This is a genomic window from Mesorhizobium humile (assembly GCF_033977215.1).
GTDB classification, from domain to species: Bacteria; Pseudomonadota; Alphaproteobacteria; order Rhizobiales; family Rhizobiaceae; genus Mesorhizobium; species Mesorhizobium humile.
The window spans coordinates 1-22,997 of the sequence record NZ_JAVIIV010000035.1; the positions used below are offsets into that span (position 1 = coordinate 1).

General features: G+C 64.4%; 21 protein-coding genes. 8 read left to right on the forward strand and 13 right to left on the reverse strand.

Annotated elements, in window-relative coordinates; translation table 11 throughout:
* Positions 1-100: 100 nt before the first annotated feature.
* On the reverse strand, positions 101-1,204 hold the full coding sequence (locus tag RFM52_RS30855; RefSeq protein WP_320298210.1) for a saccharopine dehydrogenase family protein: 1,104 nt from the start codon (positions 1,202-1,204) through the stop codon (positions 101-103).
* 137 nt (positions 1,205-1,341) lie between these two features.
* On the opposite strand from RFM52_RS30855, the gene RFM52_RS30860 reads away from it, so the two are divergent.
* Positions 1,342-1,770 (forward strand): Lrp/AsnC family transcriptional regulator, encoded by a 429-nt coding sequence (locus tag RFM52_RS30860; RefSeq protein ID WP_320298209.1) that lies wholly within the window; start codon positions 1,342-1,344, stop codon positions 1,768-1,770.
* Positions 1,771-1,991: 221 nt separating this feature from the next.
* Here the strand turns inward: RFM52_RS30860 and RFM52_RS30865 are convergent, their stop codons facing one another.
* The 5 genes from RFM52_RS30865 to RFM52_RS30885 all read right to left on the reverse strand — a co-directional run bounded on the left by RFM52_RS30865 (position 1,992) and on the right by RFM52_RS30885 (position 8,314).
* Positions 1,992-4,019, reverse strand: coding sequence for an aldo/keto reductase (locus tag RFM52_RS30865; protein WP_320298208.1), 2,028 nt, complete (start codon positions 4,017-4,019; stop codon positions 1,992-1,994).
* A gap of 58 nt (positions 4,020-4,077) precedes the next feature.
* Positions 4,078-5,163, reverse strand: a complete 1,086-nt coding sequence (locus RFM52_RS30870) for an ABC transporter ATP-binding protein (protein WP_320298207.1) — start codon at positions 5,161-5,163, stop codon at positions 4,078-4,080.
* Between the two features lie 11 nt (positions 5,164-5,174).
* On the reverse strand, positions 5,175-6,011 hold the full coding sequence (locus RFM52_RS30875) for a carbohydrate ABC transporter permease (protein WP_320298206.1): 837 nt from the start codon (positions 6,009-6,011) through the stop codon (positions 5,175-5,177).
* Positions 6,008-6,868, reverse strand: coding sequence for a carbohydrate ABC transporter permease (locus RFM52_RS30880; RefSeq protein ID WP_320298205.1), 861 nt, complete (start codon positions 6,866-6,868; stop codon positions 6,008-6,010). The genes RFM52_RS30875 and RFM52_RS30880 overlap by 4 nt, the downstream gene beginning before the upstream one ends.
* Before the next feature lie 177 nt (positions 6,869-7,045).
* Positions 7,046-8,314, reverse strand: coding sequence for an ABC transporter substrate-binding protein (locus RFM52_RS30885; protein ID WP_320298204.1), 1,269 nt, complete (start codon positions 8,312-8,314; stop codon positions 7,046-7,048).
* 106 nt (positions 8,315-8,420) lie between these two features.
* On the opposite strand from RFM52_RS30885, the gene RFM52_RS30890 reads away from it, so the two are divergent.
* Entirely contained in the window at positions 8,421-9,290 is an 870-nt protein-coding gene (locus tag RFM52_RS30890) for a helix-turn-helix domain-containing protein (protein WP_320298203.1), read from the forward strand.
* 118 nt (positions 9,291-9,408) lie between these two features.
* Here the strand turns inward: RFM52_RS30890 and RFM52_RS30895 are convergent, their stop codons facing one another.
* The 4 genes from RFM52_RS30895 to RFM52_RS30910 form a co-directional block, all read right to left on the reverse strand.
* Positions 9,409-10,773, reverse strand: coding sequence for a sensor histidine kinase (locus RFM52_RS30895; protein ID WP_320298202.1), 1,365 nt, complete (start codon positions 10,771-10,773; stop codon positions 9,409-9,411).
* A gap of 39 nt (positions 10,774-10,812) precedes the next feature.
* On the reverse strand, positions 10,813-11,490 hold the full coding sequence (locus RFM52_RS30900; RefSeq protein ID WP_320298201.1) for a winged helix-turn-helix domain-containing protein: 678 nt from the start codon (positions 11,488-11,490) through the stop codon (positions 10,813-10,815).
* 454 nt (positions 11,491-11,944) lie between these two features.
* The gene (locus RFM52_RS30905; RefSeq protein ID WP_320298200.1) at positions 11,945-12,730 is read right to left on the reverse strand and encodes a COG4705 family protein; all 786 of its coding nucleotides are present in this window, start codon (positions 12,728-12,730) and stop codon (positions 11,945-11,947) included.
* 30 nt (positions 12,731-12,760) lie between these two features.
* A complete protein-coding gene (locus tag RFM52_RS30910) occupies positions 12,761-13,018 on the reverse strand; it encodes a hypothetical protein (RefSeq protein WP_320298199.1) in 258 nt (85 codons plus the stop codon).
* A 225-nt stretch (positions 13,019-13,243) separates the two neighbouring features.
* Here RFM52_RS30910 and RFM52_RS30915 point away from each other — a divergent pair, with 225 nt between their 5' ends.
* Positions 13,244-13,876 (forward strand): methyltransferase family protein, encoded by a 633-nt coding sequence (locus RFM52_RS30915; RefSeq protein ID WP_320298198.1) that lies wholly within the window; start codon positions 13,244-13,246, stop codon positions 13,874-13,876.
* Between the two features lie 306 nt (positions 13,877-14,182).
* On the opposite strand, the gene RFM52_RS30920 is transcribed toward RFM52_RS30915, so the two are convergent.
* Both RFM52_RS30920 and RFM52_RS30925 read right to left on the reverse strand, forming a co-directional pair.
* Positions 14,183-14,398, reverse strand: coding sequence for a hypothetical protein (locus RFM52_RS30920; RefSeq protein ID WP_320298197.1), 216 nt, complete (start codon positions 14,396-14,398; stop codon positions 14,183-14,185).
* The gene (locus tag RFM52_RS30925) at positions 14,395-15,150 is read right to left on the reverse strand and encodes a COG4280 domain-containing protein (protein ID WP_320298196.1); all 756 of its coding nucleotides are present in this window, start codon (positions 15,148-15,150) and stop codon (positions 14,395-14,397) included. Before RFM52_RS30925 ends, RFM52_RS30920 begins: the two co-directional genes overlap by 4 nt.
* Before the next feature lie 251 nt (positions 15,151-15,401).
* Here RFM52_RS30925 and RFM52_RS30930 point away from each other — a divergent pair, with 251 nt between their 5' ends.
* From RFM52_RS30930 to RFM52_RS30950, 5 genes are all read left to right on the forward strand, one after another.
* Positions 15,402-16,421 carry an LLM class flavin-dependent oxidoreductase gene (locus RFM52_RS30930; RefSeq protein WP_320298195.1) on the forward strand — a complete coding sequence of 340 codons (1,020 nt, stop codon included), beginning with the start codon at positions 15,402-15,404 and terminating at the stop codon, positions 16,419-16,421.
* A gap of 553 nt (positions 16,422-16,974) precedes the next feature.
* The gene (locus RFM52_RS30935) at positions 16,975-17,940 is read left to right on the forward strand and encodes a sugar ABC transporter substrate-binding protein (RefSeq protein ID WP_320298194.1); all 966 of its coding nucleotides are present in this window, start codon (positions 16,975-16,977) and stop codon (positions 17,938-17,940) included.
* A gap of 137 nt (positions 17,941-18,077) precedes the next feature.
* Positions 18,078-19,580, forward strand: coding sequence for a sugar ABC transporter ATP-binding protein (locus tag RFM52_RS30940; protein ID WP_320298193.1), 1,503 nt, complete (start codon positions 18,078-18,080; stop codon positions 19,578-19,580).
* Positions 19,577-20,593: an ABC transporter permease gene (locus tag RFM52_RS30945; protein WP_320298192.1), complete on the forward strand. Its 1,017-nt coding sequence runs from the start codon at positions 19,577-19,579 to the stop codon at positions 20,591-20,593. Before RFM52_RS30940 ends, RFM52_RS30945 begins: the two co-directional genes overlap by 4 nt.
* Positions 20,594-20,700: 107 nt before the next feature.
* Positions 20,701-21,702, forward strand: a complete 1,002-nt coding sequence (locus RFM52_RS30950; RefSeq protein ID WP_320298191.1) for a LacI family DNA-binding transcriptional regulator — start codon at positions 20,701-20,703, stop codon at positions 21,700-21,702.
* Positions 21,703-21,937: 235 nt separating this feature from the next.
* Here the strand turns inward: RFM52_RS30950 and ocd are convergent, their stop codons facing one another.
* Positions 21,938-22,996: an ornithine cyclodeaminase gene (ocd, locus tag RFM52_RS30955; protein ID WP_320298190.1), complete on the reverse strand. Its 1,059-nt coding sequence runs from the start codon at positions 22,994-22,996 to the stop codon at positions 21,938-21,940.
* Position 22,997: the final 1 nt, after the last annotated feature.

A 22,997-nucleotide genomic window follows, 5' to 3' on the forward strand; every position in this document is an offset into this window, starting at 1 on the left:
GGTGTTCCAGCGGAGTGAGACGCTGGCTTTCCCTGGAGCACCCCTCATCCGTCGCCTTCGGCGACACCTTCCCCCACAAGGGGGGAAGGAAGAAAGCGCTTTAACCCGCCAGGCGGCTCGCCATCTCGTGCTGCGCGTAGGCGCGGCCGAAGCGGTTGGCGAGGAAGGCGTCGAGCGCGATGTCTTCCTGGCGCACGAAGCCGTTCGCCGGAAGCGAGCCGTCGGCCAGCATGTCGAGCACGGCGCAGATGCCGGAGGCGGTGGTGATCTGGATGGCGCTGCGCACGAGGTTGCCGACACGCTGCGAATAGATCTTGTTGGCGTAGGTCTCCTGCAGCAGGCGGCCGTTGCGGCGGCCCGAGACGGTGACGAAGACGATGACCACGTCCTGCAGCGTCGAGGGCAGGGCGCTTTCAAAGATATCCTTCAGCACGTCGCGGCGGTGGCGCAGGCCGAGGTCGTTGAGCAGCGCCTTCATGATCGCGGCATGGCCGGGATAGCGGATGGTGCGGTAGTTCAGCGTGCGCACCTTGCCCTTCAGCGTCTCGGCCAGAGTGCCGAGACCGCCGGAGGTGTTGAAGGCCTCATAGGTGACACCGTCGAGCGAGAACTCCTCGCGCTCTTCCAGCGGCGGCACTTCGATCAGCTCGCCCTCGACGATCGCCTCGCAGGGCTCGCAATATTCGTTGATGACGCCGTCCGTGCTCCAGGTGAGGTTGTAGTTCAGCGCGTTGGACGGATATTGCGGCAGCGCGCCGACGCGCATGCGCACACTCTCCAGCGTGTCGAAACGGCTGGCAAGGTCGTTGGCGACGATCGAGATGAAGCCAGGCGCCAGGCCGCATTGCGGGATGAAGGCGCTGTCGGCGTCACGCGCCAGCTCCTTGACGCGGCGGGTCGAGACGACGTCCTCGGTGAGGTCGAGATAGTGCACGCCGGTGGCGGCGGCCGCTTCGGCGATGCGGGTGGTGAGGTGGAAGGGCGCCGCGCTGAGCACGGCGAACTTGCCGGCGAGCACTTTTTCGAGCTCACCCGTGGCGGCGATGTCGAGTTCCTGGGTCGCGACGCCGGCCGGCAGTTCGGCGGTCGTAAGCTGGGCGGCCGAGCGGTCGACCAACGTGACGCGATAGTCGCCCGTGGCGCTGAGCATTTCGGCGATGGTCGAGCCGATCTTGCCGGCGCCGACGACAACGATGTTCTTCATGATCAATTCCCCTGCCAATCCTGATTTGGGTCAATTCGATTTGGCGGGAATCTTCGCAGCTTGCCTGTCGAAAGGAAGCGTGGAATCTGGCAATATGAAGCTCAACTTTAAGCGATCTGCCGAAAGGTTTCGTCGAAATGATCACTGAAGCCGAACAAGCCCTGCTGACCCTGCTGCGCGCCGACGCGCGCGCCTCGACCGCCGAGCTCGCGCGCCAGCTCGGCGTCTCGCGCACGACCGTGCAGAGCCGCATCGAGCGGCTGGAGCAGCGCGGCATCATTGCCGGCTATGGGGTGAGGCTGTCGGCCGACTATGAGCAGGGCCTGGTCAAGGCGCATGTGCTGCTCACCGTCACGGCGAAGCTCGCCGACAAGGTGGTGCGCAGCCTGGAGGCGATGCCGCCGGTGCGGACAGTGCATTCGGTGAGCGGCAATTTCGACATGATCGTCATCGTCGACGCGCCGTCGATCCGCGATCTCGACGCGCTCCTCGACCGGATCGGCGCGATGGACGGGGTGGAGCGGACCTCGTCGTCGATTATTTTGTCGACGCGGGTGGATCGGTGAAACTGTTGAGATGCTGGCGCGAGACCCCCCTCTCTGCCCTGCCGGGCATCTCCCCCTCGAGGGGGGAGATTGGCAGCTTCGATGCCGGCGCCTTTTCTGCAACATTGGTGATTGGCGAAAGCCGGCGTGACATCTGATCTCCCCCCTCGAGGGGGAGATGCCCGGCAGGGCAGAGAGGGGGGCGAAGGAACACGGCGTTTCCTTTTCGCGCCCCAAGCAGCCTAAGCCCTTCTCCTTTCCGGCCCCTCATCCAGCCACGCCACATCCTCCGGTGTCAGCTTGATATCCAGCGCCTTCAGACTGTCCTCGAGCTCGTCCAGCGTGCGCGGGCCGATCAGCGGCACCGAGGGGAAGGGCTGGGCCAGGACATAGGCCAGCGCGACATGGATCGGACTCTTGCCGAGCTTGCGCGCCAGCTCGATCGCGCGGTCGCGGCGGCCGAAATTCTTCTCCGAATACCAGACACGCACCAGCTCCTCATTGTCCTGCTTGTCGCGGCCGGCGCGGTCGGTGAAGAAGCCACGACCCTGGCTCGACCAGGCGAAGTTGGGCATCTGCCTGGCCGCCAGCCAGGCCTTCCACGCATCGGTGGACGAGGTGACGCAACCGGCCCAGATCGGCTCCAGCATCTCGGCCAGCGAGAAATTGTTGGAGAGCGCGCCGGGCTTCTGCTTGCCGTTCTTCTCGGCATAGGCAATGGCGGCGTCCATGCGCTCCATGGTCCAGTTGGAGCCGCCGAACAGGCCGCGAATGCGGCCGGCCTTGGCCTCCGCGTCCATGGCATCGACAAATTCGCCGACCGGCACGTCCGGATTGTCGCGATGCATGAAATAGATGTCGACATGGTCGGTCTGCAGCCGGTCGAGCGACTGGGCCAGCTGCCTGCCGATGACGTCGGGATAGCAGAGCGGCGAATGCGCGCCCTTGGCGATGATCACCGATTTTTCGCGTACGCCGCGATTCCGGAGCCACTGGCCGAGCAACGTCTCGGTGTAGCCGGCGCCATAGACAAAGCCGGTGTCGAACAGATTGCCGCCGGCCTCGAAATAGGCGTCGAGCAGGATCGAGCCGGAGGAGAAGCTGCGGAAATCCTCGAAGCCGAGCGCCAGAACCGAGGCCTGTCGCGGCAGGCCCGGAATGGCGCGCTTGGGAATGGCCTTGCCATCGGTGCGCAGCGGCCGGCCCGAGAGCGTGTTGACCCGCTTAGCCGGCTTCTCGATCTCATATTCCAGCCCGACCGCGGCGCGCCATTTGTCGAGCACGCGCAGCGTGCCGAGACTGTCCGCCCAGCCCATGCCCGGCCAGGCGAATTCCTGCCGTCCGGCGAGGATCGCCTCACCGGCGGCATCGACCTCGAAGGAATAGAGGTGCCGGGTCTCGTCGAGGCTGATCACCTCGCGAGCCGCGCCGGACCGGATCACCTCGATCCGGCCCGGTCCAACATCTCGGTTGCCACCGGCAAACCAGAAATCGGGCACCTCGATCTGACCCTTGGTGCCGAAAATGCGCAGCACATTGTCCTGATTGAGCGAGATGCTGCAGGAGACTTCGGCGACGATGCCACCGGGGAAGTGCAGCAAGGCGGAAGCCCATTCGTCGACGCCGGACTGGCCAAGATGGGCGGCGCCCACCACCTTGTCCGGCTCGAGGAAGGGCTGCCCCGCGGCTGCGCCCGCAATCAGCCGCGCCATCGACACCGGATAGCCGCCGACATCGAGGATGCCGCCGCCGGCGAGTTCATTGGCATAGAGCCGATGCTCGGGCATGAAGCCCGGCATGGCGAAGCCGAAGCTCGACTTGATCATGCGCAGCTCGCCGATGGCGCCGGACCTGATCAGCTCGACCAGCTGCCTGGTCTGCGGGTGCAGCCGGTACATGAAGGCCTCGCCGAGAAAGGTGCCGGCCTTGCGCGCCGCATGCATCATGGCGTCGGCTTCGAAGGCGGTCAGCGCCAGAGGCTTTTCGCATAGGACATGCTTGCCGGCTTCCGCCGCCTTGATTGCCCATTCGGCGTGGCCGGGATGCGGAATCGAAATGTAGACGGCGTCTACGTCCTTGTCCGCGAGCAGCGCCTCATAGCCGTCGAGGATGCGCGCGCCCGGAAAGGTCTCGGCAAGCCCCGGCTTGGCGGGATTGCGGGCGCCGAGCGCCACCAATTCGCCGGTGCGCGACTGCGCCAAGCCGCCGGCAAAGGATTTCGCGATGCTGCCAGGCCCGAGAATGCCCCAGCGGATTTTTCCAGATGTCATGTCGAATTCTCCATGGGTCGCCGCCACGCCTGGCATGCCGGCAAAGAAAATTTGCGGGTCAGCGGATCCGTGCGCCTGCCTTGTCGAAGAGAAGCGCCCGTTCCGCCCTGATCGAGACCGTGAAATGATCGCCGCTGGCGCGCTGGCGCGAGGCCTCGCGCTCGACGATCAGCTCCTCGGGTCCGGCATTGGCGTAGACATAGCTGACGGAGCCGAGATGCTCGGCGACGTCGGCCTTGACCGGAATGTCGCAATCGCCCTCGCCCGCTTCGAAGAAATGCTCCGGCCTGACGCCAAGCACGACCTCGGCGCCGACGGCCGGAAAAGCCTCGGTGAGCGACTTGCACAACCGCGCGCCGCCGTGATTGACGAGCTCGATAATCGCGGCGCTGTTCGACGTTTCGATGACCTTGGCGCCGAGGAAATTCATCTTCGGCGAGCCGATGAAGCCGGCTACGAAACGGTTGGCCGGGTCGTCATAGAGGTCAAGCGGCGCGCCGATCTGCTCGACATTGCCGGCCTTGAGCACGACGATGCGGTCGGCCAGCGTCATCGCTTCGGTCTGGTCGTGCGTCACATAGATCATGGTGACGCCCAGCTCCTTGTGCAGGCGCGAGATCTCGACGCGCATCTGGACCCTGAGCTCGGCGTCGAGATTCGAAAGCGGCTCGTCGAAGAGGAAAACCTGCGGCTCGCGCACGATGGCGCGGCCGATGGCGACGCGCTGGCGCTGGCCGCCGGACAATTGCTTCGGCCGGCGCTGCATCAATTCGTCGATGCGCAGGATCTCGGCGGCTTTGCGAACCCGGCGCTCGGTGTCGGCCTTCGGATTGCCGTTCATCCTGAGCCCGAAGGAGAGATTCTGCTCGACCGTCATATGCGGGTAGAGCGCGTAGGACTGGAACACCATGGCGATGCCCCGGTCGGCCGGCTCGACGTCGTTCATCACCTTGCCGCCGATGGCGATTTCGCCGCCGCTGATGTCCTCCAGCCCGGCGACCATCCGGAGCAACGTGGACTTGCCGCAGCCGGAAGGGCCGACGAAGACGACGAACTCGCCGTCGGCGATGTCGATGTTGGCGCCGTGGACGACCTCGAAGATGCCGAAGCGTTTTACGACATTGGTGAGGGTGACGGCTGCCATTGCGCTCCTTCCTACTTGACTGCGCCGGCGGCGATGCCGGCGATGAAATGGCGCTGCAACAGCACGAAGACGATGAGCATCGGCACGGTCAGCATGACCGCGCCGGCCATGATGCCGCCCCAGGACACCTTGGTCAGCCCGATCAGCGTGCCGAGCGCCACCGGCGCCGTCATCGCGCCGGGCTGGCTGTTGATCAGCAGCGGCCAGAGATAGTTGTTCCACGAGGCGAGGAAGAGGATGATCGCCAGCGCCGCCAGCATCGGCCGCGCCAGCGGCAGTGCCACGAACAGGAAGATGCGCCATTCCTTGACGCCTTCGACGCGTGCGGCGTCGAACAATTCGGCCGGCATCATCGAGAAAGCCTGGCGCATGAAGAGCACGCCCAGCGAGTTGAACAGCGGCGGCACGATCAGCGCGATCCAGGTGTTGGCCAGGGCGAAGTCGCGAGCCACCATGATGAATTGCGGGATGAGCACCACCGCGTAGGGAAGCGTGATGGTGCCGAAGATGATGGCGACCACCGCGCCCTTGCCGTGGAACTCGTAGCGCGCCAGTGCCCAGCCGGCCATCGAGGTGAGCAGCACCGAAAGCACCGTGTAGGTCACCGCTACCGAAACCGAGATGCCGATGGCCCCGATGAAGTTGGTGTCGCGCTGCAGGTTGGCGACGTTGTCGAGGAAATTGTCATGCGGCAGAAGCTCGATGCCGGGGCTGAAGATGCCGTTGTCGGGCATGGTGGAGAACACCACCATCATCCACAGCGGGAACAGCCAGATCAGCGCCAGCGGCGTCAGGAAAAGATGCAGCAGGATGCTGCGGCCGAGCCTTGCCTGCGAGCGCGAGGTCATTTCGGCTCCCTTGTCAGCCAGAGCTGCACCAAGGTGATGGCGATCGCCAGCCCGGCCATGGTGTAGGCGACGGCCGAGGCATAGCCGAAATTGAGCGAGCGGAAGCCCTGGCGGTAAAGCAGAAGCCCTAGCGTCTCGGTGCCGCCGCCCGGGCCGCCGCGCTCGGTGATCAGGAACGGTTCGGTGAAGAGCTGCATGGTGCCGATGATCGACAGCACGGCGCAGAACACGATGACCGGCTTCAACAGCGGCAAGGTGATGTAGAAGAACTGCTTCACGCGGCTGACGCGGTCGAGCGTCGCCGCTTCGTAAACGTCCTCCGGGATCGACTGCAGGCCGGCCAGGATGATGATGGCGTTGTAGCCGGCCCAGCGCCAGGTCACCGCGATCATGATCAGCGCCATGGCCGGGGTGACGTTGGAGAACCAGTCGATCTTGGCCAGGCCGACACTCTCCAGCAGCTTGTTGACGATGCCGAAATCGAGGCTGAACATCAGCCGGAAGACGGCGGAGTAGGCGACCTCGCCGACCACGACCGGGGCGAAGAAGGCGAAGCGGTAGAGGCCGCGGGCCTTCAGCAGCGGCGAATTCAGAAGCACCGCCATGACGATTGCCAGCGAGATCATCACCGGCACCTGGATGACCAGGATCAGCAGCGTGTTCTTCAGCGCGTTGTAGAAGGCGGGGTCGCCGATCAGGCGGCCCCAGTTGAAGGTGGGCGCGAAGCGCCACGGCACGGTGCGCGTCGCTTGGAAGGAGATCAGGAAGGACGAGATGATCGGCCATATCCAGAAGATGGCGAAGATCAGGAGATAGGGCGTAAGGAAGCGGTACGCCGTAGCGTTCTGGGTGCGCATCGTCTTCCTCCTTTCTCTGTCTTACCTACTCCCCCTGCGGGAGAAGGTGGATTGGCGCGTAGCGCCAAGACGGATGAGGGGTGTTGGACGGAATGCCGTCATCGCCAAGCTGGAACACCCCTCATCCGGCCGCTTCGCGGCCACCTTCTCCCACAAGGGGAGAAGGGAAGCGGCGCGTCACTTCACCGGCAGGCCGGTCGCGGCGGCGATCTGCTTGGCGGCGTCGTCGAGCGCGGCCTTGGCGTCGGGATAGCCGTTGGCCAGGTATTTGGTCTGCACGGCGCGCAGGATGATCTCGGCATCGCTCTGGAACTGCGTGCCGCGGCTCGGCACCACCTTGGGCAGCGTGGCCAGGATATCCTTCCAGACCGCCTGGCCGCCCCAATAGGGCTGGCCTTGCGCGACGTAGGGATCGTCGAGCGCCGAGATCAGCGACGGCACCAGGCCGAAATCCTTCAGCATGGTGATCTGGCCCTCATTCGTCCCCAGCGTGTATTTGAGGTAGGCGTAAGCCGCCTCCTTGTTCTTCGAGGCCGAGGTGATGGCCAGGGACGAGCCGCCGAGATTGGCGGCGCGCGGGCCGTCGGCGGTCAGGCTCGGCATCAGATAGACGCCCCATTTGCCGCTTTCCTTCGGCGATTCGGTGCGGATCGTGCCTTCATACCAGCCGCCATAGACCTGGCTGGCGACGGTGCCGGCGGTGTTGTTGGTGATCTTGGTGGACCAGTCGGCCGACGTGACGATGCCGGCATCCTTCATCTCCTTGACCTTGGTCAGGGCATCGACGCATTTCGGCTCGGCCACGGTGATCGACTGGCCGTCCTCGGCGAAATATCCGCAGCCCTGCTCGTTGGAGATCATGCGGAAGAATTCGGTGTCGCCGTTGAAATCGGCATTGGTCATCGACACGCCCGGATTGGCGGCCTGGATCTTCTTGCCGGCGGCGATGAAATCGTCCCAGGTCTTGATCGAGGCCGGATCGACGCCCCCCTTCTCGTAGAAGTCGCGGCGGTAGAAGACGGCCACGGGGCCGGAATCCCAGGGCATCGCGTAAGCCTTGTCGCCGACTTCGAGCTCGGTGCGCTTGAAGTCGGGGAATTTCTTCTGGTCCTCGGCCGTGTAGCCCAGCGTGTGCAGGTCGACGAAGCAGTCCGGGAACTGGCTCCAGTAGTTTTCGGCCTCGCCGTTCTCGATCGAGACGATATCGGGCAGGCCGACGCCGCCGGCGGCGCAGCCTGCGATCGACTTGTCATAGGTCGGCTGGTTGCCGAGGTCCTGCACCGTGACCTTGATGTCGGGATATTTCTTGTTGAAGCCCTCGACCGTCGACTTCAGCGACGAAGCGGCGATGTTCCAACTCCAGATGGTGATCTCGCCGGACTGCGCCAGGGCCGAGCCGGAACCCAGGGCAAGCATAAGCGCGGCGCAGGTCAGTGTAGTGCGCATTGAAATCCTCCCATTTCATTTGCTCTCTCACTGTGAGCGTGGCTAGACTATGCGGCGCGGAAGGCTTGTCCCCGTCGAAGGGAATGAGAAGTTGGCGGAAAGTAAGATGCCGGAGCGTCCGTTCTACCAGCCTGGCGCGAGCAGCGTCGAAGGACTGCCGCTTGTCCTGCAGATGTTCCACAACCACCCGTTGGTGATGCTGAAGCCGCACTGGCACGCCCAGGTCGAGGTGAACTTCATCGTGCAGGGCCGCGTGCATTACCGCATGGCCGAGCACGAGATCGCGCTGTCGGCCGGCGAGATGTGCCTGTTCTGGGGCGGCCTGCCGCACCAGATGGACGACCTCTCCGACGACGCCGTCTATACCGGCGCGCATCTGCCGCTGGTGCATTTCTTCCGCCTGCATCTGCCGGCCGACATACGCCATCGGCTGATGACCGGCGCGACGCTGGTGACCAATGCCACCGACCAGTCGGACAACGACAATTTCAAGCGCTGGAACGAATATGCGCGCTCGGGCGATCCGGCCAAGGCCGAGCACGCCGTCAACGAGCTGCTCCTGCGGCTCGAGCGGGTGCGCTTCGAGCCCTATCGGCTGGTGCCGGGAAATGCGGCCGGGCAAGGGGCGGGCAACGCCTTCGACCAGCAATCCTCGCGCAATGTCGGGCGCATGTGCGATTTCATCGCCGAGAATTTCCTCTACGACATCGATTGCGTGACCATCGCGGCGGCGGCCGACATCCATCCCAAATACGCCATGAGCCTGTTCAAGAAATCGACCGGCATGACGCTCAACGAATATGTCAACCTGCTGCGCCTGAGCTACGCGCAGGCGCTGTTGATGCATGAGGACGCCAATGTGCTGAGGGTCGCCATGGAATCGGGCTTCGGCTCGCTCAGTGCCTTCAACAAATCGTTCCGCAAGCTGGCCGGCATGTCGCCTTCCGATTTCAGGCGGTCGGGCGCCGCGCGGTAGAATGGTCAACAGTCGCCCACCCGTCGTCATTCTAGGGCGGAGCGGGAAGCGAAGCGTACCGCGTAGACCCTAGAATGACGACGTTGGGTGTCGGGGAACTGCCTCAGGCTTCTGGGACTCACACAGCCGGAAAGCTGACGGTCACGCCAAGACCCGGACTGCGGTCCTCCAGCACGATGGCCGCGCCATGCAGGTCGGCAACCGCCTTGACCAGGCTGAGCCCCAAGCCGCTGCCCGGCGTCGTGCGGCTCCTATCCAGCCGGTAGAGCCGGCGGAACACTTTTTCGCGTTCCTCGGCGGGGATGCCCGGGCCATCGTCGCGGACATGGACGAGGACGTGGCTGCCTCGCCTGGTCACCGAGAGCTCGATCGCGGTGCCTGGCGGGCAATGGCTGAGCGCGTTCTCGACCAGATTGGCAAGCATCTGCATCAGCAGGTCGCGGTCGCCGTGAACATACCATTTCGTATCCGGAATGATCCCTATGGACAAGGACTTGCCATCATCCTCGGCGACGTCGGCATAGACCTCGCCGATGGTCTCGACGACCGGGCCCACATCGAGATCGACGAAGCGCGCCTTGCGGGCGCCGGCTTCGATCTGGGCGATGCGAAGAAGCGCGTCGAACGTGCTGTTGATCTGCTGGCTCTCGGCGCGGGCATCGGTCAGCTCGGTCGAGACGTCCTCGCCCGACGCCGTCTTGTCGGCGGCCTGCTCCAGGATCATCTGCAGCCGGTTGAGCGGCGTCTTGAGATCGTGGGCGATGTTGGCGCTCACCTCGCGCATGCCGTCGACCAGCGCCGACAGGCGCTCGAGCGCGGCGTTCACCTGGGCGGAGACGGCGTCGATGTCGTCGCCGCTGCCGATCAGCGGAATGCGCGCGTCGAGCCGCCCATGCGAGACGTCGACCATGGTGCTGGCGATGCCGTCGAGGCGCCGCTGCACGCGCGAGGCAAGCACGGCGCCGCCGCCGATCGCCAGGACGGTGATGAAGAGCGTGGCCCAGCCGAAGCTCATCAGCACGATCCTCTCCAGATCCTCGGTCTCCGAAAGCGAGAAGGCGACCGTCAAATTGTTGTCGCCGACCATGCCCGAATAGGCGCGATACTCGGTGTCGGGCGGCACGCCCGGCAAATTGGCGGCGAACATGGAAAAGCCGTCCGGCAGGCTGGAGGCGGTGAAATCCCCGGCGAGGCGGTTGCCGCCCCGATCGGTGAGGGAAAAGATTTCGTCCTTGTCCTGGCTGAACTGGGCATGGTCCCTGACGGTGGAGATGAGATCCTCCTCGTCGCTCTCGGCATAGGTCGCGGCGATGAGCGAATATGTCTCCTTGATCGATTGATCGAGCTGCCTGGCGAGCGAGGCGCTCATCAGTTGATAGACGATCGCGCCCGACAGGATGAAGGCCAGCAGGAACAGGAAGGCGAAGGTCAGCGCCAACCGGAACGGCGTGCTGCGCAGCAGGCTGGAGCGTATCTCGCTCATGCGATGGCGAGCGCGGCTGGCCGACCGGCGAACGCAAGATCAGGCCGGAACATGCAGGCTGTAGCCGGTGTTGCGCACGGTGTGGATCAGCGGCACGTCGAAGGGCCTGTCGACCTTGGCCCGCAGCCGGCTGATATGCGTCTCGACGACGCTGGTCTTGGGGTCGAAATGAAAATCCCAGACGCGCTCCAGAAGCATGGTGCGGGTGATGACGCGGCCCTCGCCACGCATCAGCACTTCGAGCAGGCTGAATTCGCGCGGCTGCAGGTCGATCGGCTGGCCCTGCCGGGTCACGCGGCGCTGGATCAGGTCCATTTCGAGGTCGGCGACGCGCAGCTCCGTCTTCTGCTCCTGCGCCGCCGGCCGGCGGCCGAGCGCATGGATGCGGGCAAGCAGCTCGGAAAAGGCGAAGGGCTTGACCAGATAGTCGTCGCCGCCCGCCTCGAGGCCCTCGACGCGGTCGTCGACGCCGCCGATCGAGGTCAGGAAAATGGTCGGCGTGCGGATGCCGGCGGCGCGCACCGCCTTGATCATCGACAGGCCGTCGAGGCCGGGAACCATGCGGTCGGCGACGATCACGTCATAGGCGTTGCGGGTCGCGGCGAAGAGGCCGTCATGGCCGTCGCGCAGCAAGTCGCAGACATGGCCGGCCTCGGTCAGTCCCCTGACGATATAGTCGGCGGTCCTCGGATCGTCTTCAACAAGCAGAAGTCGCATCGCCCGTGCTGTCCTTGCCGCCTCGACCTCACCGGCATGGTAGCGCCGGCTGCGGCTTTTTCTTGGCTAGTTCCGTATCTCTTTGTTTTTACGCATTTCCGGGCGGAAAGCCGTTACACGTTTTTGCGAGAGCGCTCGATCAAAAGAGACAGAGCATGATGACGCCCGAAACCCGCTCCACGGTTTTCGGCGTCCCAGTTCCCCGACACAGGGATTTTGAAAGGTTGCCGTTTGTCTTCGTGCAAGAATTTTCCGTTCATTTCCGTGAAATCAGCGCAAACGCCGGGATTGATTGGAGCCGCCCCAACTTCGTCATTCCAGGGTCTGCGCGCGTCGCTTCGCTCCTTGCTCCGCCATAGAATGACGATCGCGATGGGCGTTTCGGCCAATCTCCAAGACATGCCACCTTCCAACGCAAACAGAGCCGACCGGTCAAAATCTCCGTGCAGTGCTTCTAGTCGAGCAGGGCCTGCTCGTCTTCTTCGATCAGGTTTTTCAGCGTCATATAGAGAACGATGACCACGATGCAGCCGAGGAAGGTCAGGCTGGTGACGGTGGTGCCGAGGCCCATGCCGCCATATTCGACCGGCTGCGACAGCAGGTCGCCGAACGAGGCGCCAAATGGCCGGGTCAGGATATAGGCGAGCCAGAAGGCGAGGATGCCGTTGAGACCGAGGAAGAACCAGGCAAGCGCGATCGCCGCGATCACGCCGCCGAAGATGAGGCCGGTGGTGAGATAACCCATGTCGAAACGTTCGGCGACCAGATCGCCCGCGGCCGTGCCGAGCGAGAAGGTGAAGAGGATCGCCAGCCAGTAGAAGATTTCGCGCCGGGTGGTGAAGATGGTGTGGATCGACAGCGTCTTTTCGCTGGCGTACCAGGCCGCGAAGGTCAGTGCCAGCGCAATCGAGAAGACGATCGTCGTCGTCTCCAGCCGCACGCCGAAATTGTCGACGAGGTTGTCGGTGACCAGGGTGCCGACAATGCTGATCAAGACGACGGCCAGCCAGTAGGCCCAGGGCACATATCGCTTCTGCGCGAATTGCAGGACGAGCGCGACGACGAGGATGCCGCTCATGATCAACGATGTGACGGTAAGGCCGAGGCCGAGATTGACGGCAAGATAGTCGGCCGCCGTCTCGCCCATCGTCACCGCCATGACCTTGATCAGCCAGAAGTCGAGGGTGACCTCCGGGACCCGGTTGAGAGCAAGGTGATCGGCTTCAGCGTGGGAGTGCATGGCGATGTCCACTTGCGGTCCGTGCTGGGCTTACTTGCCGAGGATCTTCATGGCCTGGGCGAAGAAGTCGTCGGCGCGCTTGTCGTCGTCGGCGTTGCAGCGCTCGATGCCTTTCGTCTCCAGTTCGGAAACCTTGTTCTTGTCGGCATCGTTCGGCCCGGCCTTGGCTTCGGCGGCGCGCAGGTCCTTCAGCGCGGTCTCGCAAGGCGTCGGAGCGCCAATGGCCGAGGCCAACGGAGCGGCAATCGCGGCAGTGGCAAGGGCGAAATCAAGGGCAAATTTGTTCATGATTGTACCCTGATGTTGAGGGCCGTTGTCCCCGGCGCCTGTTCGAGCCGCCTCAAATCCGGGGCGGCGACCATCAGGTGTAGGCAGGCGAATTCACCGCAGCCTGTCCGCGCCCTTACAAATTCGTAAGGTCGGTCAAAAGATTCCGCCGGGCCTCGTCATCGCGCGGCGGAAGGGCTAGAGAAGCCTTGGCGCCCTTGTCGGCGCCGGAGCGGGTGAGAAAGAATGGCCTACACATCCCTCAAATCGGCGCCGAAGGCGTTCGACCAGCACAAGCGCCTGATCGTGGTGCAGCTGGCCGCCGTGCTTGCCATCATCCTGCTGCTGTTCAGCAAGCCGGCGCTGGCCGAAGGGTCGAACGGGCACGAAGCTCTCGAGGCGATCGGCTTCGCGATGGCGCTGATCTGCTTCCTTGGTCGGCTTTGGAGCATCCTCTTCGTCGGCGGCAGGAAGAATGACGAGCTGATCGTGTCCGGCCCGTTCTCGATGACCCGCAACCCGCTCTATTTCTTCTCGACTGTCGGCGCGGTCGGCATCGGGCTGATGTTCGGTTCGGTGCTGGCCGGCGTAATGCTCGGCCTGGCGAGCTTCCTCGTCTTCCGCTTCACCGCGCTCAAGGAGGCCGAATACCTCGCCGGCAAGTTCGGCGCGGCTTATGCAGCCTATGCCGAACGCACGCCGTCCTTCTGGCCAAACCCGATGCTTTACCGCGACGAGGCCCAATGGCTGTTTTCGCCTGGTGCGCTGAAGAGGAATTTCCGCGACGGGCTGTATTTCCTGGCGCTGTTCCCGGTCATCGAGGCGGTCGAGTATTTCCGCCTCAGCGGCCACCTGCCGACGCTTTTCACCGTCTATTAGTTTCTCGGCACAGCCGCTTTGTCTGCGTTGTCGGCATGCCTGGAGATTGGCTGAAGCGCTTGTCAGGTCGTCATTCTATGGCGGAGCAAGGAGCGAAGCGACGCGCGCAGACCCGAGGATCATCCGTGACGTCGAGGCGTTGCGACGGCGCAGAATTCTGCTCCGCTGCACCCTTCGGCCAAGGTCACGGAATGGATCCTCGGGTCTGCGCTCCGCTTCGCGTCGCTCCGCCCGTGGATGACGAAGTTCGGGTGGCTTCGGCTAATCTCCAGCGTTTGCGTGGCTTCACCGGAAATGAACGCCGAATCAGCGCGCCTTGTCGCGCGCGGCGCGGCGGGTGCTCTCCAGGAGAATTACCAGGCAGCCGGCGAGAAGGACGAAGCCGCCGATGAGCGGCGGCAGCGCCAAAAGCTTCACCGCGGCGGTAATCAGCGCAATCAGGATCAGCGCCAGCAGCGCCAGGCTGCCGTCGTCGACGAACATGCCGGCGAGCTCCTTGAAGACAAGACGGATCATGGTCATCGGGCAACTCCTTCGGCGGGCGCCGGGTAGGCGCCGCGCAGCCAGCGCACGATGGCGAAGGATGCGGCGGCAATGACGGCGAAGATGGCGAGCAGCGCGAGGTCGGCGCCCGGCCATTCGGCGCCGAGGCCCTCACCCGTCCAGAACACGCCGAAGCTGGTGAGCATCAGCCCGACGACGAATTTCAGCGCGTTTTCCGGCACGCGCGCCAGCGGCCGATGCACGGCGAGGCCGATCAGCAGCACCAGCACGAAGGCCGCCAGCGCGCCGAGGCCGGCATAGAGCGTCTGCCCGTGCGCGGCGCCGACGGCAATGACGATGAAGACCACTTCGACGCCCTCGAGCAGCACCGCCTTGAACGAGGCGACGGCCGCCAGATAGTCGGCGCGGCGGTCGTTGGCCTGCCGCTGCAAGACCGCCGTCTCCTTGGAAAAGGCCTGGTCCTCGTCATGCAGCGCGATGACGCCGACGCTGCGCAGGATCGCCTTCCGCAGCCAGCGCATGCCGAACAGGATCAGCAACACGCCGACCGCGAATTGCAGGACGGTGATGGGAACGAGCGCCAGCAGCGGCCCGAACGCCAGCACCAGCGCCACCAGCACGGCGAGCGCCAGCACGGCACCCGTCAGCGCCGGGCGCCAGCTGCGCGTCACGCCGACGGCGAGCACGATGGTGAAGGCTTCGACCACTTCGACGAAGGACGCCAGGAAAGAGGCCGTCACGGTGGAAAGTATGGGTGTCAGGCCATGCATGAAAGGCTCGTCCAAATGCTTGGGAATCATCGGCTGGCGAACACGATACAGCGCTTGGGCGGCAGCGAGAATGCCCGGGGGGCGATCCTATGTGGTTCCGCGTCGGGCGAGGGCGGAACCGGACGTTTCGAAGGACTCATTGACGGTCTGTATCCGTTCGGTGTCCGTTGTATCGCGGCGCTGCCCTGGCTATCTGCTGGAGCAACAAGGAATTTGAGCGGCCAATAGCCGCTGCAGCAGGAATGGAGCACATGAAGAAGATCGGGTTTCTGTCGTTCGGGCATTGGTCGCCCTCGCCGCAATCGGGCACGCGCTCGGGCGCCGACGCGCTTCTGCAGTCGATCGACCTCGCGGTCGCGGCTGAGGAGCTCGGCGCCGACGGCGCCTATTACCGCGTCCACCATTTTGCCCGGCAGCTCGCCTCGCCGTTTCCGCTGCTTGCCGCGGCCGGCGCCAAGACCAAGCGCATCGAGCTCGGCACCGCCGTCATCGACATGCGCTACGAGAACCCGCTCTACATGGCCGAGGATGCCGGCGCTGCCGACCTCATCGCCGGCGGGCGTTTGCAGTTGGGCATCAGCCGCGGCTCGCCCGAGCAGGTGATCGATGGCTGGCGCTATTTCGGCTACGTGCCGGAAGAGGGCAAGAGCGACGCAGACATGGCGCGCCGCCACTCGGAGATCTTCCTCGACCTGTTGCGCGGCGAAGGCTTTGCCCAGCCCAACCCGCGGCCGATGTTCCCCAACCCGCCCGGCCTGCTCAGGCTGGAACCCTTCTCGGCTGGCCTGCGCGAGCGCATCTGGTGGGGCGCGGCCACCGATGCCACCGCCGTATGGGCGGCCAAGCTCGGCATGAACCTGCAGAGCTCGACGCTGAAATTCGACGAAACCGGCGAGCCGCTGCATGTCCAGCAAGCCAAGCAGATAAGGGCCTATCGCGCCGCCTGGAAGGAAGCCGGCCATACGCGGGAGCCGCGCGTCTCTGTCAGCCGCAGCATCTTTGCCTTGGTCAACGACATGGACCGCACCTATTTCGGCGGCAGCGAGGGCCAGGACCATTTCGGCTATATCGAGCCGGAAAAGCGCGCCGTGTTCGGCCGCTCCTATGCCGCCGAGCCGGACAGACTGGTCGAGCAGCTCAAGGAAGACGAGGCGATCGCCGAGGCCGACACGCTGCTGCTCACCGTGCCCAACCAGCTGGGCGTCGACTACAACGCCCACGTCATCGAGTCGATCCTGAAGCATGTGGCGCCGGCGCTCGGCTGGCGGTGAGGTTGTCGGCGGCAAGGTTATCGACGTCCGTTGGGATAGTCAGCGCAAACGCTGGCGATGAGATGAAGGCTCCCGAACCTCGTCATTCTAGGGCGGAGCAAGGAGCGAAGCGACGCGCGCAGACCCTAGAATCCATGCCGTTGCATCGACCGAAGTGTGCAACGGTGCAGAATTCTGGACCGCCGCGGCGCATCCAAGTCACGGCATGGATCCTCGGGTCTGCGCGCGTCGCTTCGCTCCTTGCTCCGCCCGTGGATGACGATCGCGATAGGCGTTTCGGCCAATCTCCAAGGCATGCCGCCCGCTAACGCACGCATGGCCAACCGGTCAAAATTTCTGCGCACTCCCCCTCTGTCCTGCCCATCCTTCGCGGCGGCTACGCCGCAGCTTCGGAGGGTAAACCGGACATCTCCCCGCAAGGGGAGATCGGCGGCTTCAGCGTCACCGCCCGCAATAGCTCGTCTCCGTTATTGACTCCTGCCAAATCCCCGCTCTACTTTGTCGCGTAATCGGTTACGTAACCGATTACGGCTCAATCAAGTGGAGGAGACTAATGAGCAAGATTTCGAACACGCACGGGTTTGGCCCGTTCTCGCGCCGCCAGTTCCTGAAGACCAGCGCGCTCGCGGCCGGCGCGCTCACCCTGCCGCTCGGCCCGGTTCTCGCGGCCGACAAGCCGAAGGTCGGACTGGTCATGAAGTCGCTCGCCAACGAGTTCTTCAAGCAGATGCAGGCCGGCGCCGAGGCGTACGCGGCCAAGAACAAGGACAAGTTCGATTTCGCCGCCGTCGGCATGAAGGACGAGCGCGATTTCGCCGCCCAGGTCGACGCGATCGAGAACTTCATCACCCAGAAATACAACATCATCGTCGTGGCTCCCGCCGATTCGAAGGCCATGGTGACGCCGATCGCCAAGGCGCTGAAGGCCGGCATCAAGGTCATCAACATCGACGTCGCGCTCGACGAGAAAGCCAAGAAGAAAGCCGGCGTCGACCTCGCCTTCTTCGGTCCGGACAACCGCGCCGGCGCCAAGCTCGCCGGAGACGCGCTCGGCAAGGCACTGGGCAAGGGCGGCAAGGTGGTCATTCTCGAAGGCAATCCGGAGGCCGACAACGCCAAGCAGCGCAAGCTCGGCTTTGACGATTCGGTGAAGGAATTCGGGTTGAAGCTGCTCGACTCGAAGACGGCGCATTGGGAGACCGAGGAAGCCAACACGCTGATGACCAACTTCCTCACTCAGCATCCGGATATCCAGGGCGTCATGGCGGCCAACGATTCGATGGCGCTCGGCGTCGTCAAGGCGATCGACGCGGCCGGCAAGTCGGGCAAGATCAAGGTCGTCGGCTTCGACAACATCCCGGCCGTCGGCCCGCTGCTGAAAGAGGGCAAGATGCTCGCCACCGTCGAGCAGTATGGCGCGCAAATGGCGGCCATGGGCATCGACTACGGCCTGCGCGAACTCGCCGGCGAGAAGTTCTCGGGCTGGGTCAAGACCGACGTCAAGCTGATCACCGCCTGAGGCGAGCAAGGGTTCCGGGACTCCCTCCGGCGCCTTCAATTCGCTTGTCTCACCGTCGTCGCCGGTAAACCGCCGGCGGCGACGGCGGCGCGCTCATGGTTGCCTTGCGGCAGAAGAGCGCCATTCAGGGTTGCTGCATGGATAATGTGATTCTTTCCCTTGAAGGGGTCGGAAAGACCTTTCCCGGCGTCGTTGCGCTGAGCGACGTCTCGCTGTCGATCGCACGCGGCGAAACCCATATCGTGCTCGGCGAGAACGGCGCCGGCAAGTCGACGCTGATCAAGCTGCTCGCCGGCATCTACCAGCCGGATGCGGGCACGATCGCCTTCAACGGCCAGCCCTACCAGCCGAAGACGCCGCATGACGCGCAGCAGAGCGGCATCCGCATCGTGCACCAGGAATTGAACCTTCTGCCCTATCTCAGCATTGCCGAGAATCTGATGCTGGAAAACCTGCCGCGTCGTGCCTTCGGCGTCGTCGACCGCAAGGCGCTCAACAGCCGTGCCGTGACGCTGCTCAAGGAAGTCGGGCTCGACGTCGATCCGAGGACGCGGGTCGAGGCGCTGGGCGTGGCGCAGATGCAGCTGGTCGAGATCGCCAAGGCGCTGAGCTACGACTCCAAGCTGCTCGTGCTAGATGAGCCGACGGCGACGTTGACGCCGCCCGAGATCGAACGGCTGTTTTCCATCATCAAACGGCTGAAGGCCAAGGGCGTCACCATCATCTACATCTCGCACCGGCTGCACGAGGTGTTCGAGATCGGCGACCGGGTGACCGTGCTGCGCAACGGCAGACTGGTCGCGACCCGCAATCTCGAGGGCCTTACCGTGCCCGACCTGGTGCGCATGATGATCGGCCGCGACATCGCCGACGAATATAGCTTCGACGCAACGATCGTGCCCGGCAAGGTCGCGCTCAGCGTCGCCAATCTGAAGCGCGATGCTGCGACGCCGGCCATTTCCTTCGACGTGCGTCACGGGGAGATTCTGGGCGTCGCCGGCCTGGTCGGCAGCGGCCGCACCGAAGCGATGCGGGCGCTGTTCGGCGCCGATCCCAAGCTCGACGGTGTCATCGAGATCGACGGCAGGCCGGTGGCGATCACAGCACCGAAGGATGCGGTGCGGCATGGCCTGAGCCTGCTCACCGAGGACCGCAAGGGCCAGGGCCTGCTGCTCGACCTGGCCGTAGACAAAAACATCACCATCACCGATCTCGGCAAGGTTTCCCACAACGGGCTGCTCAACCGCCGGGCCGAGGCGGCGGCGGCAAACGATCTCATCGGCCAGCTGCGCGTCAAGGCAAGCTCGATCGAGCAGGCGGTCCGCAATCTCTCCGGCGGCAACCAGCAGAAGGTGGTGCTGGCCAAGTGGCTGTTCCGCGGCACCTCGACGCTGATCCTCGACGAGCCGACGCGCGGCGTCGATATCGGCGCGCGGCGTGAGATCTATCAATTGCTGTGGATGCTGGCGGCGCAGCAAAAGGGCATCATCATGGTGTCGTCCGACCTGCCTGAATTGATGGGCATGTGCCACCGCATCATCGTCTTTTCCAAGAACAGGATCGTCGGTGAGGTGCCGCGCGCCGAATTCGACCAGGAGCGCATCCTGTCACTGGCCTATCAGGAGTATGTGCGACCATGACCGAGACGTCCGAACCGCTGGTGTCGGCGCCTGTTTCCCCCGGCAGGGCGAAATTCCTGCGCTTTCTGATCCGCGACGCCGGCGTGCTTCTGGCGCTGGTGCTGATCACATTGTTCTTCTCGGCGACCGCTCCCTACTTCGCCACTCCCGACAACGCGCTGAAAATCTTCGTGCAGATCGCCATCAACACCGTGCTGGCGGCCGGCATGACCTTCGTCATCCTGACCGGCGGCATCGACCTTTCGGTCGGCTCGGTGCTGGCGCTCTGCACCGTGGTCGGCGCCACAGTCATGATCGACGAAGACCTGTCACCGACCGTGGCGATCACCCTGGCGCTGCTCGCCTGCATGGCGACGGGTGCGGTGTGCGGCTTCCTCAACGGCTGGATCTCGACGCGCTGGAAGATCCCGTCCTTCATCGTTACGCTCGGCATGCTCAATATGGCCGCGGGCGCCGCCCGCGTCGTCAGCGACAATTCCACCATCACCGGCCTGCCGCAAAGCTTCGTCGATTTCGGCAACCTCATCATCGGCGGCTTCCTGCCCTCGATCTTCCTGGTGGCGGTGCTGGTGATCGCGGCCGGCTGGTTCGTGCTGCGCTTCACGGTGTTCGGCCGCATGATCTTCGCCGTCGGCACCAATGACGAGGCGGTGCGGCTGTCGGGCCACAATCCGGATTTCTACAAGGTTGCGGCCTTCACCATCAGCGGGCTCACCGCCGGCATCGCGGCCATGGTCTATCTGTTGCGCCTCAACATCGGCAGCCCGATCGCCGGCGTCGGCTACGAGCTCAATGCGATTGCCGCCGTCATCATCGGCGGCACCAGCCTCAGCGGCGGCAAGGGCTCGATCATCGGCACGCTGGTCGGCGCCTGCATCCTGCAGGTGCTCTCCACCGGATTGCAGCTGCTCGGCGTCGGCGACAATTTCAAACCCATCGTGATTGGCCTTGTCATCGTGCTCGCGGTCATCCTAGACGCGTACCGGGAGAGGCTGTTGCGGAAAATCCGCTAGAGCGGCCAGGAAACGCCGGACCGCTCTATCTCTTTGTTTTTACGCAATTCCAGGCGGAAAACCGTTACACACTTTTGCTGGAATTGCTTTAAGGGGTCAAAGGGACCATGACGACGATTGCCGATGTCGCGCGCCATGCGGGGGTATCCGTCGCTACCGTCTCGCATGTGATGAACCATACGCGCCATGTCGAGCCGGAAACGGCCGAACGCGTGCGCGCCGCGATCACCGCGTTGCGCTACAGCCCGAACTCGGTGGCGCGCAGTCTCAGGCGCGGCGAGACCAAGACCATCGGGCTCCTGCTGCCGGACAATTCCAACCCGTTCTTCGCCAGCGTCGCGCGGCAGATCGAGGATGCGGGCTTCGTGTCCGGCTACACGGTGATCCTGTGCAATTCCGACGGCAATGCCGAGAAGGAGGAGCGTTATCTCTCGGTGCTGATGGCCAAGCAGATCGACGGGCTGATCTTCGCCGGCTCGTCCGACCATGCGCGGGTGTTCGCCCGCCTCCTGCCCAGCGTGCCGGCGGTGCTGCTCGACCGCGAGATCCAGTCGGTCAATGTCGATTCCGTGCTGGTCGACCATGACCATGGCGGCTATCTCGCCGGCCAATACCTGGCTGGGCTCGGTCACAAGGAGATCGGCGTCATCGGCGGCCCGCGCGATTCGAGCTCCAGCCCGGCCCGCCTGCGCGGTTTTGTCCGCGCGCTCAAAGAGGCAGGTATCGAGCTGCCGGCATCGTCTATCGTCGATTCCGACTATCATTTCGCCGGTGGGCGGATGGCGATGGAACAGCTCATGGCACAGGCACCGGACATCACGGCAGTGTTTGCCTGCAACGACCTGATGGCCATGGGCGCGGTCACCGCGCTGCGTTCGCGCGGATTGCGGGTTCCCGACGACATCTCGATGGTCGGCTTCGACGACATCCCCTATGCCGTCACCACCTGGCCGCCGCTGACGACGATCGCGCAGCCGGTGGAAAAGATCGGCACGCTGGCGGTGAGCCTGCTGCTCGAGAGGCTGGGCGAGCCGGAAGCGCCCTCACGGCGCGAGGTGCTGGCGCCGGTGCTGGTCGAGCGGGAAAGCTGTGCGCGTTTGCGCGAGTAGGTGCCAGCATCATCAACGCTGGCGCTGCCCCCGCTCCGTCTCGGCGCTGGGCGCCGATCTCTCCCCCGCTTTGCGGGGGCGAGGAAACGCCAATCGCCGGGGGCGAGGCCTTCGCAAGTTTGGGTTCCTCGCCCCCGCCAAAGGCGGGGGAGAGGTGGATCGGCGAAGCCGAGACGGAGAGGGGGAGCGCCCTATGCGATTATCTCGCCGTATGAAATCGCCTTGCTGACCGGCATCAAGCCGCCGGCTGAATGGCCGCCCTCTCCAGCATGCCGAAGAGGTCGCGCGGCTCGTCGGGGTCGGCGAGCAGGTCGAGCTCCTCATAGAGGCCGGTGGCCTGGAGCTGGTCGCGGACATAGCGCAGCGCGGAAAAATCTTCCGTCGCGAAGCCGACGGAATCGAACAAGGTGATCTGCTTGGCTGTCTTGCGGCCCTCCGCCTGGCCGGTCATCACCTGCCACAGCTCGGTCACCGGATGGTCGGCGTCGAGCTGCTGGATCTCGCCCTCGATGCGCGTCTGCGGCGGGAACTCGACGAAGATATCGGAGCGCAGCAGGATGTCGCGATGCAGCTCGGTCTTGCCGGGGCAGTCGCCGCCGACCGCGTTGATGTGGACACCGGAGCCCACCATGTTGTCGGTGAGGATGGTGGCGTACTGCTTGTCGGCCGTCACCGTGGTGATGATGTCGACGCCTTCCACCGCGTCCTGCCCGGTCGAGCAGATGGTGATGTCGAAGCCTTTGCCGGCGAGGTTGCGGGCGCATTTTTCGGAGGCCGAGCGGTCGATGTCGTAAAGCCGCAGCCGGTCGATGCCGAGCAGCGCCTTGAAGGCGATGGCCTGGAATTCCGACTGGGCGCCGTTGCCGATGATGGCCATGGCGCGCGCACCCCTGGGCGCCAGATATTTGGCCGCGACGGCGGAGGTGGCGGCGGTGCGCAGCGCCGTCAGGATGGTCATCTCGGTGAGCAGCATCGGATAGCCGGAGCCGACATCGGCGAGCACGCCGAAGGCGGTGACCGTCTGGCGGCCCTCGCGCATGTTCTTCGGGTGGCCGTTGACATATTTGAAGCCGTACATCTTGCCGTCGCTGGTCGGCATCAGCTCGATGACGCCGTCATGGCTGTGCGAGGCGATGCGCGGCGTCTTGTCGAACAATTCCCAGCGGCGGAAATCCTCCTCGATATAGGCGGCGAGCTCGGTCAGGAAGCGCTCGACGCCGATGGCGAGCACCAGCTTCATCATGCGGTCGACGCTGACGAAGGGAACGATGGCAAGGCGCGAAGGCTGGGTCATG